At 68.0% G+C, this 14,252-nt stretch carries 13 protein-coding genes; 3 read left to right on the top strand and 10 right to left on the bottom strand.

Annotated features, from left to right (window positions below; genetic code table 11):
- Positions 1–3: 3 nt before the first annotated feature.
- From pspA to pgsA, 3 genes are all read right to left on the bottom strand, one after another.
- On the bottom strand, positions 4–825 hold the full coding sequence (gene pspA, locus GOALK_RS14260) for a phage shock protein PspA (RefSeq protein ID WP_006359533.1): 822 nt from the start codon (positions 823–825) through the stop codon (positions 4–6).
- 61 nt (positions 826–886) lie between these two features.
- On the bottom strand, positions 887–1,225 hold the full coding sequence (locus tag GOALK_RS14265; RefSeq protein WP_005197401.1) for a helix-turn-helix domain-containing protein: 339 nt from the start codon (positions 1,223–1,225) through the stop codon (positions 887–889).
- 88 nt (positions 1,226–1,313) lie between these two features.
- The gene (gene pgsA / locus GOALK_RS14270; protein WP_006359534.1) at positions 1,314–2,024 is read right to left on the bottom strand and encodes a CDP-diacylglycerol--glycerol-3-phosphate 3-phosphatidyltransferase; all 711 of its coding nucleotides are present in this window, start codon (positions 2,022–2,024) and stop codon (positions 1,314–1,316) included.
- A gap of 138 nt (positions 2,025–2,162) precedes the next feature.
- Between pgsA and GOALK_RS14275 the strand changes: the two genes are divergently transcribed.
- The gene (locus tag GOALK_RS14275; RefSeq protein WP_006359535.1) at positions 2,163–2,738 is read left to right on the top strand and encodes an amino-acid N-acetyltransferase; all 576 of its coding nucleotides are present in this window, start codon (positions 2,163–2,165) and stop codon (positions 2,736–2,738) included.
- A gap of 4 nt (positions 2,739–2,742) precedes the next feature.
- Positions 2,743–3,021 (top strand): YciI family protein, encoded by a 279-nt coding sequence (locus tag GOALK_RS14280; RefSeq protein ID WP_006359536.1) that lies wholly within the window; start codon positions 2,743–2,745, stop codon positions 3,019–3,021.
- A gap of 9 nt (positions 3,022–3,030) precedes the next feature.
- On the opposite strand, the gene GOALK_RS14285 is transcribed toward GOALK_RS14280, so the two are convergent.
- The 6 genes from GOALK_RS14285 to thyX form a co-directional block, all read right to left on the bottom strand.
- Positions 3,031–4,026, bottom strand: coding sequence for a TerC family protein (locus GOALK_RS14285; protein WP_006359537.1), 996 nt, complete (start codon positions 4,024–4,026; stop codon positions 3,031–3,033).
- 224 nt (positions 4,027–4,250) lie between these two features.
- Complete coding sequence (locus GOALK_RS14290) at positions 4,251–7,259, bottom strand: DNA translocase FtsK (protein WP_196222005.1); 3,009 nt, start codon at positions 7,257–7,259, stop codon at positions 4,251–4,253.
- Positions 7,260–7,357: 98 nt separating this feature from the next.
- Positions 7,358–7,990 (bottom strand): TIGR03085 family metal-binding protein, encoded by a 633-nt coding sequence (locus GOALK_RS14300; protein ID WP_035754172.1) that lies wholly within the window; start codon positions 7,988–7,990, stop codon positions 7,358–7,360.
- A 20-nt stretch (positions 7,991–8,010) separates the two neighbouring features.
- Complete coding sequence (locus GOALK_RS14305; RefSeq protein ID WP_006359541.1) at positions 8,011–10,005, bottom strand: ribonuclease J; 1,995 nt, start codon at positions 10,003–10,005, stop codon at positions 8,011–8,013.
- Entirely contained in the window at positions 10,005–10,910 is a 906-nt protein-coding gene (dapA, locus tag GOALK_RS14310) for a 4-hydroxy-tetrahydrodipicolinate synthase (protein ID WP_005197420.1), read from the bottom strand. Before dapA ends, GOALK_RS14305 begins: the two co-directional genes overlap by 1 nt.
- Before the next feature lie 38 nt (positions 10,911–10,948).
- Positions 10,949–11,701: an FAD-dependent thymidylate synthase gene (gene thyX, locus GOALK_RS14315; RefSeq protein WP_006359542.1), complete on the bottom strand. Its 753-nt coding sequence runs from the start codon at positions 11,699–11,701 to the stop codon at positions 10,949–10,951.
- Between the two features lie 104 nt (positions 11,702–11,805).
- Between thyX and GOALK_RS14320 the strand changes: the two genes are divergently transcribed.
- The gene (locus GOALK_RS14320) at positions 11,806–13,470 is read left to right on the top strand and encodes an alkaline phosphatase D family protein (protein ID WP_006359543.1); all 1,665 of its coding nucleotides are present in this window, start codon (positions 11,806–11,808) and stop codon (positions 13,468–13,470) included.
- On the opposite strand, the gene GOALK_RS14325 is transcribed toward GOALK_RS14320, so the two are convergent.
- Entirely contained in the window at positions 13,467–14,234 is a 768-nt protein-coding gene (locus GOALK_RS14325; RefSeq protein WP_006359544.1) for an HAD-IIB family hydrolase, read from the bottom strand. The genes GOALK_RS14320 and GOALK_RS14325 overlap by 4 nt on opposite strands.
- Positions 14,235–14,252: the final 18 nt, after the last annotated feature.

A 14,252-nucleotide genomic window follows, 5' to 3' on the forward strand; every position in this document is an offset into this window, starting at 1 on the left:
GGATCAGTTCTGCGCGGGCGGCTCGGTGGTCGGCGGGGTGGCCTGCGTCGCCGGCTGACCCTTCTGCAGCGGCGGTGCGGTCGCTCCGGCGGACGGCAGGGCGTCGCCGCGCATGCTGGCGCGGATCTGCTCGAGGCGGGAGTGACCGGCCATCTGGATGCCGGCCTGCTCGACCTCCTGCATCCGGCCCTGGACCGAGTTCTTCGCCAGTTCGGCCGAGCCGAGGGCATTGGCGTAGCGGCGCTCGATCTTGTCGCGCACCTGGTCGAGGCTCGGGGTGTTGCCGGGCACCGACAGCTCGCTCATCTGGTTGAGCGACGCGCTGACCTGCTCCTGCATCTTCGCCTGCTCGAGCTGGCTGAGCAGCTTGGAGCGCTCGGCGAGCTTCTGCTGGAGGATCATCGCATTGCGCTCGACGGCCTTCTTGGCCTGGCCGGCAGCCTGAAGCGACTGATCGTGCAGCGACTTGAGGTCCTCGACGCTCTGCTCCGCGGTCACCAGCTGGGCTGCGAACGCCTCGGCGGCGTTCGTGTACTCGGTGGCCTTGTGGGTGTCCCCGGCGGCCGCGGCCTGATCGGCGAGCGTCAGCGCCTGACGGGTGTTGGCCTGCAGGCGTTCGATGTCCTCGAGCTGCCGGTTCAGCTTCATCTCGAGCTGTCGCTGGTTGCCGATGACCGAGGCGGCCTGCTGCGACAACGCCTGATGCTGACGCTGAGCATCTTCGATCGCCTGCTGGATCTGGACCTTCGGGTCGGCGTGTTCGTCGATCTTCGCGTTACCGAGTGCCGTCAGGTAGCGCCACAACTTCACGAACGGGTTCGCCATGCTCTACGTCACTCCATTCAAGGGTTTGAGGACTGTGCAGACCAATCTAGTGGCTGCGCGTTCAGGCCGCGGCCAGCGCGGTCGCGTCGCGGCGTCCGGCAGGCGCGGGGATGACCACCTTGGTCGCGGTGAGACCGGCCTCGGCGACCTCGGGGGCCACCGTCTCGGCGGGACGCATCGCGTGCCCGACGTCGAGGAGGAGGTCGGCGATCTCCACGTCGAGTGCGTCGCAGATGGCCGCGAGCAGTTCGCTCGAGGCCTCCTTCTGACCGCGCTCGACCTCGGAGAGGTAACCGAGACTCACGCGTGCACCGGTGGACACCTCACGAAGGGTCCGACCCTGCTGCGTGCGGACCCGACGAAGGCTGTCGCCGAGCGCCTCACGTAAGAGCATCGCCATCGAGTCTCCTCTCCCTGTTCACTCCTCAGCCAACGCCTCACGCGGCCGGATCGTTCCCCGGCCGCGGTTCCCCCGACAGTAGTCGAACTCAGCGGCCCGCGCCGGTTCCTCCGACGGCCCGTCGCGCCTGCGGCGCCGACCCCGGATCGGGGGTGCCGGTGCCGGACCCGCCGGAGCGGACCTTGATCGCCTGCCAGGTGTAGTCGAGCCCGGTGTAGATGGTCACGACCACCGCGAGACCCATCAGGATCCCGGCGGCGATCTGCCATCCCCCGCCGAGCGGCGCGAGGTACAGACCGATCGCGACCGCCTGCAGCAGGGTTTTGAGTTTCCCGCCGCGGCTGGCGGGGATCACCTTGTGGCGCAGCACCCAGAAGCGCAGCGCCGTGACCCACAGTTCGCGCGCGATGATGACCGCGGTGACCCACCAGGGCAGGATGCCGAGGATCGAGAGCCCGACGAGCGCACCGCCGATGAGGGCCTTGTCGGCGATCGGGTCGGCCATCTTGCCGAAGTCGGTGATCAGGCCGCGCTGCCGGGCGATGCGCCCGTCGTACCGATCGGTGAGGGCCGCGACCGCAAAGACGACCGTGGCCACCGTGCGCCACAGCGTGGATTCACCGGACTCCATGAACAGGGCCGCCAGGAACACCGGGACCAGGAGGATCCGGAAGACAGTCAGTGCGTTCGCGATGTTGACCACCGGGACCGGGTCGACCGGATCGGTGATGTGATCCGGCCCGCGGCCCACATTCGCGATACCTTTTTCGTCGACGGCCCGCCGAATGCGATCGGTCATGAGCACACCCCCGGGCGCGGACGGGTTCCGCGATACACGGGAATTCTCATACGCACGCTCAACAGGGTATCGGCCCACGCCGCGCAGAAGGTAAACCGGGCCGATGCGCATGTCCGCACAGGACTAAGGTGATGTCCCATGTCCCCCGTCTCCCCGGAGCCCGCCGAACCCGAATCCACGGCGGATCCCGTTGCGCCCGAATCGACTACTGGCGATGTCGTGGTGCGACGCGCGCGTGCCTCGGACGTGCCGCGCATCAAGGAACTGATCGACGAGTACGCGGGCAAGATCCTCCTGGAGAAGAACCTCGTCACCCTGTACGAGTCGGTGCAGGAGTTCTGGGTCGGCGAACTCGACGGGGAGGTCGTGGGCTGCGGGGCCCTTCACGTGCTGTGGGCCGATCTCGGTGAGGTCCGCACGGTCGCGGTCGACCCCACGTTCTCCGGTCGCGGGATCGGTCACAAGATCGTCGGCCGGTTGATGGAGATCGCCCGCGAACTCGAACTGTCCCGCGTCTTCGTGCTGACCTTCGAGACGAGCTTCTTCGCCAAGCACGGGTTCAGCGAGATCCAGGGCACCCCGGTCACGCGTGAGGTGTTCGAGGAGATGTGCCGCTCCTACGACACCGGTGTCGCCGAGTTCCTGGACCTGAGTTACGTCAAACCCAACACCCTGGGGAACACCAGGATGCTGGCCACCATCTCCGAGGAGTGAGCAGATGCCCTTTTTCGCCGTCCAGTACACCTACCGTCCGGCCAAGGCCGCACTCCGCGACCAGCACCGTCCGCTGCATCGGGAGTGGCTCGGCGAGGAGAACAAGGCGGGCAACGTGCTCCTCGCCGGGCCGTACCCGGACGGGTCGGGCGCGCTGATCATCATCAGCGCGGCCGACCTCGAGGCCGCCGAGGCCTTCCTCGCCAACGACCCGTTCCAGGCTCACGAGGCCGTCGACGCCGTGCGGATCGACGAGTGGAACCAGGTCTTCGGACCGTTCTGACGGGTCGCGTCAGGTCTGCGCCTGATCCTTGTCAGCCCCTGACCTGCTCTTCACCAGACTCGCGACGGTGGTGACGACGAGGACACCCAGGATCACCGACAGCGACAGCGGCGTCGAGATCTCCGGGACGCTCACGTGCTCGCCGCCGTTGACGAAGGGCAGCGTGTTCTCGTGCAGGGCGTGCAGGACCAGCTTGGTGCCGATGAACGCCAGGATGATCGACAGGCCGATCGAGAGGTACACCAGCCGGTCGAGCAGTCCGCCGAGCAGGAAGTACAGCTGGCGCAGGCCCATGAGCGCGAAGGCGTTGGCGGTGAACACCAGGTACGGCTCGGAGGTCAGGCCGTAGATCGCCGGGATCGAGTCGAGTGCGAACAGCAAGTCGGTGAAGCCGATGACAATGAGCACCATCAGCATCGGCGTCGCGAGCCGCTTGCCGTTGACGCGGGTGAAGAGCTTGTCGCGGTCGTAGGAGTCATGCGTGCGCAGGAACCGCTTGACGAAGCGTTCGAGCCTGGTCTCCCGCTGCTCCTCGTGTTCGACGGGGTCGTCGCTCTCGCGGAGCAGCTTGACCGCGGTGAAGATCAGGAAGGCCCCGAACAGGTAGAACACCCAGCTGTAGGCGTTGATGGCGGCCGCACCGACGGCGATGAAGACGGCGCGCATGCCGAGCGCCATCACGATGCCGAGCAGCAGCACCTTCTGTTGGTACTCCGGCGGCACCGCGAACTTCGCCATGATGATGACGAAGACGAACAGGTTGTCCACCGAGAGCGCCTTCTCGGTGACGTACCCGGCGAAGTACTCGCCACCGAACGTTCCGCCCCACTTCCACCAGACGAAGACACCGAAGGCAATGGCGAGCGAGATGTAAACCGCCGACCAGGTGCCCGACTCCTTGAGTGACGGTGCATGGGGCACGCGCACGTGTGAGAAGAAGTCGAACACGAACAATCCGAGGATCACCGCAACGGTGATCAGCCATAGGGATAAAGAAACGTCCACAGTAGTCCTCCAGCAGGCAGCATCAGCTGATGAGCCAGAGGTCTCTCCCACCCGGGATTCGGGGGCCGACGCTCCGGGTCACCGAGGCGGTGATGATCGGCATCACCGCGGATCGGCACCGTACTGACGGAGACGCCGCGTCGGGGATACTCCCCTCATGGATCTGGCGGCCAGCCTACCGGATGCCGGTAGGCGGCCACGGAAATCCCTGTTCAGCCACTTCCTCAGCTCTCGGCCGACTCGTCGTCCCCGCCGCCGGTGATGGAGGCGATGACCCCGGCGAGGTCGTCGGGCTTCACGAGCACCTCGCGCGCCTTGGAGCCCTCACTCGGTCCGACGACGCCGCGGGTTTCCATGAGATCCATCAGGCGGCCGGCCTTGGCGAAGCCGACGCGTAGCTTGCGCTGCAGCATCGACGTCGAACCGAACTGGCTGGAGACGACGAGTTCGATCGCCTGCAGCAGGTCGTCGAGGTCGTTGCCGATGTCGCTGTCGATGTCCTTCTTCTCGCCGGCCTTCGCCGCGGTGACGCCCTCGGTGTACTCGGGCTCGGCCTGCTCCTTGGCGAAGTCGACGACGGCCGCGATCTCCTCGTCGGAGATGTAGGCGCCCTGCATGCGGATGGGCTTGTTGGCGCCCATCGGCAGGAACAGTCCGTCGCCCATGCCGATGAGTTTCTCGGCGCCGGGCTGGTCGAGGATGACTCGCGAGTCGGTCAGCGACGACGTGGCGAAGGCGAGGCGAGACGGCACGTTGGTCTTGATCAGACCGGTGACCACGTCGACCGACGGACGCTGGGTCGCGAGGACCAGGTGGATGCCGGCCGCGCGCGCCTTCTGGGTGATGCGCACGATCGCCTCTTCGACGTCGCGCGGTGCGGTCATCATCAGGTCGGCCAGCTCGTCGACGATCGCGAGGATGTACGGGTACGGCTTGTACACCCGCTCGCTGCCGAGCGGGGTGGTGATCTCGCCGGAACGCACCTTCGTGTTGAAGTCGTCGATGTGGCGAACCCGCGAGGCCTTCATGTCCTGGTAGCGCTGTTCCATCTCCTCCACCAGCCACGCGAGGGCGGCGGCAGCCTTCTTGGGCTGCGTGATGATGGGGGTGATCAGGTGTGGGATGCCCTCGTACGGGGTGAGCTCCACCATCTTCGGGTCGATGAGGATCATCCGGACCTGCTCGGGAGTGGCGCGGCTGAGCAGCGACACCAGCATCGAGTTGACGAAGCTCGACTTACCCGAGCCGGTCGAACCGGCGACGAGCAGGTGCGGCATCTTCGCCAGGTTCGCGCTGACGAAGTCACCCTCGATGTCCTTGCCGAGACCGATGACGAGCGGATGCTTGTCCTTGCGGGTCGACGGCGCGCTGAGGACGTCGGCCAGGCGGACCATCTCGCGGTCGGCGTTGGGCACCTCGATACCGACCGCGGACTTGCCCGGGATCGGCGCGAGCAGGCGGACGTTGTCGGTCGCCGCGGCGTAGGCGATGTTGCGCTGGAGCGCGGTGATCTTCTCGACCTTCACGCCCGGTCCGAGCTCGACCTCGTAGCGGGTGACCGTCGGTCCGCGGGTGTAGCCGGTGACGGCCGCGTCGATCTTGAACTGTTCGAGCACGCCGGTCATCCGGTCGATCATCTCGTCGTTGGCGCTGGTGCCGGCCTTCGGCGGATCGCCCTCGAGCAGCAGGTGCGGGGGCGGCAGGATGTAGTCACCCTCGGCTGCCGGTTCCGAGGGTGCGAACGCCTCGTCGTCGAGCTCTGGTTCCGGCTCCGCTGCGGGTGCCGGCTTGGGCGCCGGACGCGCGGCCGGCGTCGTACGACGTGCAGTGGCCGGGCGGGCCGGTGGCTCGATGACCTCGGTCATCTGCTCGTCGGCGGCGTTGTCGCCGAACGGCTCGGTGTAGGCGTCGGCGAAGTTCTCGGTGACCGCTTCCTCGATCGGCTCCTCGGCGACCTTGGCCGGCTTGCGGCGCGATCGGCTCACCGGCCGCGACGGGGTCTCGTCGGGCGGGTAGTTGTCGTACGGGTTCGACGAGTACGAGCGACGTGTCGCGCGGGAGCCGAAGGCGTCATCGTCGGCGTCGTCCGCCGCGGGATCGCCGAAGTCGGGATCCTCGTAGTTCTCCGCGTCCTCGTCCCAGTCGAGGTCGCTCTCCCACGGCGCGTCGTCGGCACCGGGCACACCCAGTCCGAGATATCCGGCGGCGGCGTCGACGACCTCACGCACCGTGCGTCCACTGAGGATCAGGACGCCGAAGGCCATGCACAGCAACAGGATCGGGACGGACACCCAGGCGGTGACGCCCGTGGTGAGCGGCGTGCCGATGGCGAAACCGACGAAACCCGCCGCCGACGATCGGCCCGGCAGATCCAGCGGTGCACCGGCGATGAGATGCATGATGCCCAGCAGCGGCAGCACGACGAGGGACCCGCCGCCGAGATAGCGGCCACGTCGTTCGGGTGCCGCGGGGCGTCGCATCAGCATGATCGCGACCACGACGAGCGCCACCGGCACCACGACCGCCGCCGAGCCGACGATCGCGCGGATCAGCGCCTCGATGAATGCGCCGACGGGTCCGGCGGCCCCGAACCAGACACTGGCCGCGAACAACAGACCCAGCGCGAGCAGTCCCAGAGCAACACCGTCGCGGCGATGACTGTGTCCCTGCCCGCGCGGAGCCGGTCCACGCGGACCGGGCGCACCATCGGCGTCGACCTCGTCGTCGTAGTCGGCGTCGACGGCATCCAGTTCGAGATCATCGTCGTCGAACGGTCGCGACTCGGTGCGCGGCCCCCGGCCGACGCCGGAACCCACGCGAGCCGCGCTGCCGACACCGCGGGCGAACAGCGACCAGCCTGCGCCGATCCCCTTCCCCACCGCGGAGGCGCCGGCGGCGGCCACCGAACGGCGGTGCAGATCGACCGACTCGGCCGACGCGGAGGTGTTCCGGCGACGCGGTGTCGCGGTGGCGGACTGCCGGCTGCGGGACCCGGTGCTCGTGGATCGGCTCGACGTGCGCGAGGCCCCGGACTTGCCCGCACCGGACCGTGCGGAACCGGCACGGGTCGACGACTTGCTCGCCCCGCGGCTGTTCGCAGTGCTCTTGCCTGACCGGCTCGCGCCGGAACGTGCCGCCGACCCGGTCGACCGTCCGGTGCTCGTGCCACCCGACCGTGTGCCGGATGCCTTCGACGCGGACGTGCGCGTACCCGTGCTTGCCTTCGAAGCCATACCGACAGACTAGTCGGCTCTGTTCACTTCAGTCACACGGGCAACACTGATAACGGCGACGTGTCGAAGTTGTTACCCGCCTGCATCGCCGACACGCCCTACAGGCCGTGAGAACTGTCACGAACCGCGGCGATCGCGCTCGGATCGCCGTCGAAGGTGACTGCGACGGGGGCGCGTCCGAACGCGAACAGGACGAGTTCGCCGATCGATCCCGTGACCACGACTTCTTTCCCGGAGCCGACGGTGACGAGGTCCTCGCCGGCGGTCGTGCGCAGGGTGACGCGCGCGGGGATCTTCTTGAGGGTCATCTTCGCCATCGACGTGGCCGGACCGCGCAGCTCGGCCTCGAGTTCGGGCGACAGCATCCGCGGCGTCCAGCGCCCCGCCGGGTCCGCTCCCCCACGCAGCACGTCCTCGTGGTGGACGAACATCTCGGCGAGATTGGCGAACCGGTCGACGAGTTTGAACGGCGAGTAGACCGGCGGCCCGGATGCGAGTTCGTCGAGAAGTTCGTCGAAGTCCCGCCGGGCGGCCTTGGTCCTCACCTTCTCGGTGTAGCCGGCGAAGGCCGGGATCAGGATGCCCGGCCCGGTGTCGGGGCGTCGTTCGCGGACGACGAGATGAGCCAACAGATCGCGGGTGGTCCAACCTTCACAGAGGGTGGGCGCGTCCGGGCCCACCTTCTTCATGGTCTCGACGAGAGCCGCTCGTTCCTCCTGTGCACCGGTCACCCAGCCCACAGTAGCGAGAACTAGTCGGCGCCCACGGCGAGCACCGTCGGCACGATCATCGGCCGGCGACGGTAGACGTCGGAGACCCAGCGGCCCACGGCGCGCCGGATTCCCTGCGCGATGCGATGCGCGTCGTTGACGCCCTCGGCAGCGAGCGAGTCGAGGACCTGGTTGACCAGGTCGGCGGCCGACTTGAGCGCGTCCGGGTCGTCGGAGAAGCCTCTGCCGGAGACCTCCGGCGAGCTGACCGCGCGACCCGTCGTGGCATCGATGGCGACGGTGATCGCGATGAAGCCGCCCTCGCCGAGCACGAGACGCTCGGACAGGGTCGACTCGCCGACGTCGCCGACGGACAGTCCGTCGACGTAGACGTGTCCGACCGGGACGCGGCCGACGATGTCGGCGCGGCCGTCGACGAGGTCGACCACCACACCGTCCTCGGCCAGCACGACGCGGTCCTCCGGCACGCCGGTCGCGACCGCGAGTGCGGCGTTCGCGCGCAGATGACGCCATTCGCCGTGCACCGGCATCACGTTCGACGGGCGCACCGCGTTGTACAGGTAGAGCAACTCGCCGGCCGAGGCGTGGCCGGACACGTGCACCTTCGCGCTCTGCTGCGTGATCACGGTGGCACCGCGCTTGGCCAGACCGTTGACCACGGCGAAGACCGAGTTCTCGTTGCCCGGGATCAGCGACGACGCCAGCACGACGAGGTCGTCGGCGCGGATGTTGATCTGGCGGTGCTCGCCGCGCGCCATCCGCGACAGCGCCGACAACGGCTCGCCCTGCGAACCGGTGGAGATCAGCACGATGCGGTGGTCGGGAAGCGTCGCGGCGGTGTCGAGGTCGACGACGACACCGTCCGGCACCGACAGGTAGTTCAGGTCCTGCGCGATCTGCATGTTGCGCACCATCGACCGGCCGACGAAGCAGACGCGCCGATTGTGGGTGTGCGCGACGTCGATGATCTGCTGGATGCGGTGCACGTGGCTGGCGAAGGACGCGACGATGACACGCTGCCTGGCCTTGCCGATGACCTGGTCGAGCACGCCGCCGATCTCGCGTTCGGGGGTGACGAAGCCGGGGACCTCGGCGTTGGTCGAGTCGACGAGGAACAGGTCCACACCCTCGTCGCCGAGGCGGCTGAAGCCGGCGAGGTCGGTGAGCCGACCGTCGAGGGGCAGCTGGTCGAGCTTGATGTCTCCGGTGTGCAGCGCGAGACCCGCGGGGGTGCGGATCGCGACCGCGAGGGCGTCTGGGATCGAGTGGTTGACGGCGAAGTACTCGCACTCGAACGGGCCGTGGTCGGTCCGCTCCCCCTCGGCGACCTCGACGAGCTTGGGCCGCAGGCGGTGTTCCCGGCACTTGGCCTCGACGAGGGCGAGCGTGAATTTCGAACCGACGACGGGGATGTCGCTGCGCAGCCGCAGCAGGAACGGGATCGCGCCGATGTGGTCCTCGTGGCCGTGGGTGAGGATCACCGCGTCGACGTCGTCCATGCGGTCTTCGATGTAGCGGAAGTCCGGCAGGATCAGGTCGACGCCGGGCTGCTGGTCCTCGGGGAACAGCACACCGCAGTCGACGATCAGCAGACGTCCGTCGTACTCGAAGACGGTCATGTTGCGGCCGATCTCGCCGATACCGCCGAGCGCGACGATCCGCAGTCCACCCTTGGGCAGGCGGCGCGGGGTGCCGAGGCGATCGACCGGCGCCGGGGTCGCCTGCTCGTTGCGGCGACCGCGAGAGTCGCCGCCGCGTTCGTGCCGGCCGCGCCGGCCACCGGACGACGAACCGGACTTCTGCTTGGCGGAATGCCTGGGTGCGGTCTCGGTCTTCGCGGGGGCCTGGCGAGCCGGGCCCGCGTCGGGCGCGGTGGTGGCCGGAACCGTGTCGACCGGGACCGCTTCCACCGGCGGCGTACTCGGCGGTCCGGCCTTACGGGAGGCGGCACGGCGTCGGGGGCGCGTGGTCCGTGCTTCGGGACCGTTGGTGTCAGTGCCGGTGTTGTCAGACATCAGGCGAGAACACCTGCCGCACGTAGATCCACGATCAGCTCCTCGATCTGAGGCCCGGAGGCGGGCACCTGGGGCAGGCGCGGATCGCCCACCTCGAGTCCGAGAATGCGCAGCGCCGCCTTCACCATCGTGACACCTCCGAGGCGTCCCATGGCGTTGACGAGCGGAAGCATCGACGTGTTGAGGGTCCGCGCCGTGGCGAGATCCCCCTTCTCCACCGCGATCTGCATCTCGCGCAGGCGATCCGGAACTAGGTGCCCGATCACGCTGACGAAACCGGTGGCACCGATCGACAGCCACGGCAGGTTGAGTGCGTCCTCGCCCGACAGGTATTCGAGCTTGGTGGTGGCGATGAGGCCGGCGGCCGAGTGCAGGTCGCCCTTGGCGTCCTTGACGCCGCGGATGTTCGGGTGTTCGGCCAGCGCCAGCATCGTCTCGTTGGCGATGGGCACGACCGAGCGCGGCGGGATGTCGTAGAGCAGCACGGGAAGTGCGGTGGCGTCGGCGACGGTCCGGAAGTGCGCGAGGAGGCCGGCCTGGGGCGGCTTGGAGTAGTACGGGGTCACCACGAGCAGACCGTGGGCGCCGATCTTCTCCGATTCGATGGCGAACCGCACGCTCTCGGCGGTGTCGTAGCTACCGGCACCCTGGGTGATCCGGGCGCGGTCGCCCACGGCGTCCAGCACGACGCGCAGCAGGTCGAGCTTCTCGGGCACGGTGGTGGTCGGCGATTCGCCGGTGGTGCCGGACACGACAAGCCCGTCGCAACCCTTCGACACGAGGTGGTCGGCCAGGACGGCGGCCTTGTCCAGATCGAGACTTCCGTCGGGACGGAAGGGGGTCACCATCGCCACCACGTTCGTCCCGAAGGGATGCTCGTGCAGCGGTTCCTGGACTGCGTTCATGGTGCTAAAGGCTACCGCCTCCGTATCCGTGACGGGTCTCACCCTTCCAGCACGAACGGTGAGGTCGCGACCTCGGTGCCGTCGGCGAGCGTGCCGATCTCGAAATCGCCGAAAACCGTGGGCGCCACCTGCATCAACTGCCTCAAACATTCGACGGCGAGCTGCCGGATCTCGACGTCGGCGTGCTCGGTGGCGCGCATGCCGACGAAGTGCCGCCACGCCCGGTAGTTGCCGGTCACGACGATCTTGGTCTCGGTGGCGTTCGGCAGCACCGATCGTGCCGCCTGACGTGCCTGCTTGCGGCGCAGGATCGCGTTCGGCACGTCGGCGAACTTCGCCTCCAGCGCATCGAGGAGTTCGGTGTAGGCCTCGCGACTCGCGTCGGTGGCGGCGGTGAAGAGCTCCTCGAGGTGCTCGTCGCCGACGATCGCCGGCGGCGCCACGACGTTGGAGTCGTGTTCGGGCACGAACCGCTGCGACAGCTGCGAGTAGGAGAAGTGCCGGTGGCGGATCAGCTCGTGGGTGCACGAGCGCGAGATGCCGGAGATGTAGAAGGTCACCGAGGCGTGCTCGAGCAGCGACAGGTGCCCGACCTCCAGGATGTGTCGGAGGTAGCCGGCGTTGGTGGCGGTACGGGGGTTGGGCTTGTCCCAGCTCTGGTAGCAGGCGCGGCCCGCGAACTCGACGAGCGCCTCGCCGCCCTCGGCATCCGTGCTCCACGGCACGTCCTCGGGCGGGGTGAACTGGGTCATGGCGACCATCTGCACCTTCAGTGGCACCAACTCGGACACGCAGTCCCCTCCGTTCGACGTTTGTGTGCCCTGATTGTCCCCCACCGCTCCACGGGGCGTGGATTCGGCCTGAAGTCGCGGTCCGCGGTGGGTAAGGTCCCTATGTGTCCACTCGGCATGAGTCCACCCGACGGACTTTCCTGCGAACCGGTGCGGTCGTCACCGGCGCCGCCCTCACCTTGCCCGCCGTCGCCGAATCCGGCTCGGCGCAAGCCGCCCCGCGAAACGTTTTCGCTCACGGCGTGGCCTCCGGCGACCCGCTGCCCGACGCGGTCATCCTGTGGACCCGCATCACCCAGTCCCCCGCATCGACACCGGGTTCCGGTGTGGGACAACCATGTTCGGTCCGCTGGGAGATCGCTCGGGACGCTGGTTTCGGTGCGATCGTCGGTTCCGGGGTCGAGCAGACGTCGGCCGAGAAGGACTTCACCGTCAAGGTCGACGCCACCGGGCTGAGTCCGCGGACGACCTACCACTACCGGTTCACCGTGACGTCCGGACCGGCCGCCGGGGCCGTCTCGCCGGTCGGCCACACCCGCACCGCTCCCGCGACCGGGGCCGACGTCGCGCGGCTCCGCTTCGGCGTCGTGTCCTGCGCCAACTGGGAGGCCGGGTACTTCTCGGCCTACCGGCATCTGAACAACCAGCCGGACCTCGACGCCGTGGTGCACCTGGGCGATTACTACTACGAGTACCAAACCGGCCGGTACACCGGGAAGACCGGCGCGGTCCGCATCCACGACCCGCGCCACGAGATCCGCACACTGCGCGACTACCGAACCCGCCACGGGCAGTACAAGACCGATCCCGACCTCACCGCACTGCACCGGTCGACGCCGTTCATCTGCATCTGGGACGACCACGAGTCGTCGAACGACAGCTGGCGGGACGGCGCGGAGAACCATCAGCCCGGCGAGGGCTCGTGGATCGTGCGCCGCAGCGCGGCCCTGCGCGCCTACTCCGAGTGGATGCCGATCCGACCGGGCGTCGACCCGCAGGGCCGACATCTGTACCGCCGACTCAGGTTCGGAAAGCTGCTCGAGCTGTCGATGCTGGATCTGCGTTCCTACCGCGACCTCCAGGTCGACGCGGTGTCGTCACGCATCGACGATCCCGCCCGCACGATGATGGGCCGCGCCCAGATGTCGTGGCTGACCAACGGACTCGCGTCGTCGGAGACCCGGTGGCGGATCGTCGGCAACCCGGTGATGATCACGCCGGTGCTGATCCCGCCGCTCGACCCGCAGACCACCGGCGCGGTCACCGAGCTGCTCGGCGTTCCGCGGGAAGGCATCCCCTACAACGCCGATCAGTGGGACGGCTACGCCGCCGACCGCCGGCGTCTGCTCGACTCGATCACGAGCAACGGCGTCGACAACGTCGTGTTCATCACCGGCGACATCCACTCGTCGTGGGCCTGTGACATCCCCGTCGACGTCGCGAACTATCCCGGCGCCGGAACCGTCGCGACAGAACTGGTCGGGACGTCGGTGACGTCGACCAACATCGACGAGATGTTCAACGTGCCGGAGAACACCGCCGGTCCGACGATCGCGGCCGCGTTCGGGGCCGCCAATCACCACATCCGCTACTGCGAGTTGGACTCGCATGGATACTCGGTGCTGACCGTCACGCCGTCCGCCACCCAGATGGACTGGTATTTCCTCAACGACAAGACCAACCCGCGTTCGGGGCAGTATTACGCCAAGTCCTTCCGGGTGCGCAGCGGAACGCAGCGGGTCCAGCCGGTCGGGCGACCCGCGGTCTAGCTCTGATCCAGGATCGCCGACAGCTTGGCGTGGGTGTCGGGCCAGCCGTGCACGGCGATCGAGGTGATGCCGAGTGCCTTGACCGGGTAGTCGTTGCCACCCTCGTCGAGGCGGTCGCCGAAGAACAGGATGTCGGAGGTGGTCAGGCCGAGGATGTCCATCAGCTTGAGCGCGCCGTACGCCTTGTCGATGCCCTTCTTGGTGACGTCGACCGACGTCGAACCGCCGCTGCGGACCTCGAGGTCGGGCAGACGTTCGGCAGCGTAGGCGCGCAGCGACTCCTTCTTCGCGCCATCCGGGTCCCAGGCGGCCTTGGCGTCGACCGGGGCCTTCTGCCCGAGCGCACTGAAGGTGATCTGGCTGCCGCGGTCCTCCAGGATCTCGCCCCAGGTCTCGCTCTCCCAGATGCCGAGCGCCTTGGCACCGGTCTCGAGGACGTCGACCGTGCGCTTCTTCTCATCGTCGGTCAGGTACTCGGCGTAGACGGTCTCCCACTCGCTGCCCGCCCAACGGACGTACTGGGTGCCGCAGGTGGGCATCAGATGGAGGTTGCCGACGGAGTCGAAGGTGCCGAGGCGCGCGAGGACCTGCTTCTCGAACTGGGTGAAGTTGCCGCCGGAGATGATGCACCCGAGGCTCACGTCGAGCATTCGATGGAGCAGGTCCACCATCTGGTCATCGAGCGGGCTCTTCGAGGGGGCAAGTGTGTCGTCGAGGTCGAACATCACCAAGCGGTAGTCGTTGCCTTCATACGACACGGTCATCGTCGCTACTCTCCTTCT

Origin of the sequence: Gordonia alkanivorans NBRC 16433 (assembly GCF_000225505.1) — a bacterium.
GTDB lineage: Bacteria > Actinomycetota > Actinomycetes > Mycobacteriales > Mycobacteriaceae > Gordonia > Gordonia alkanivorans.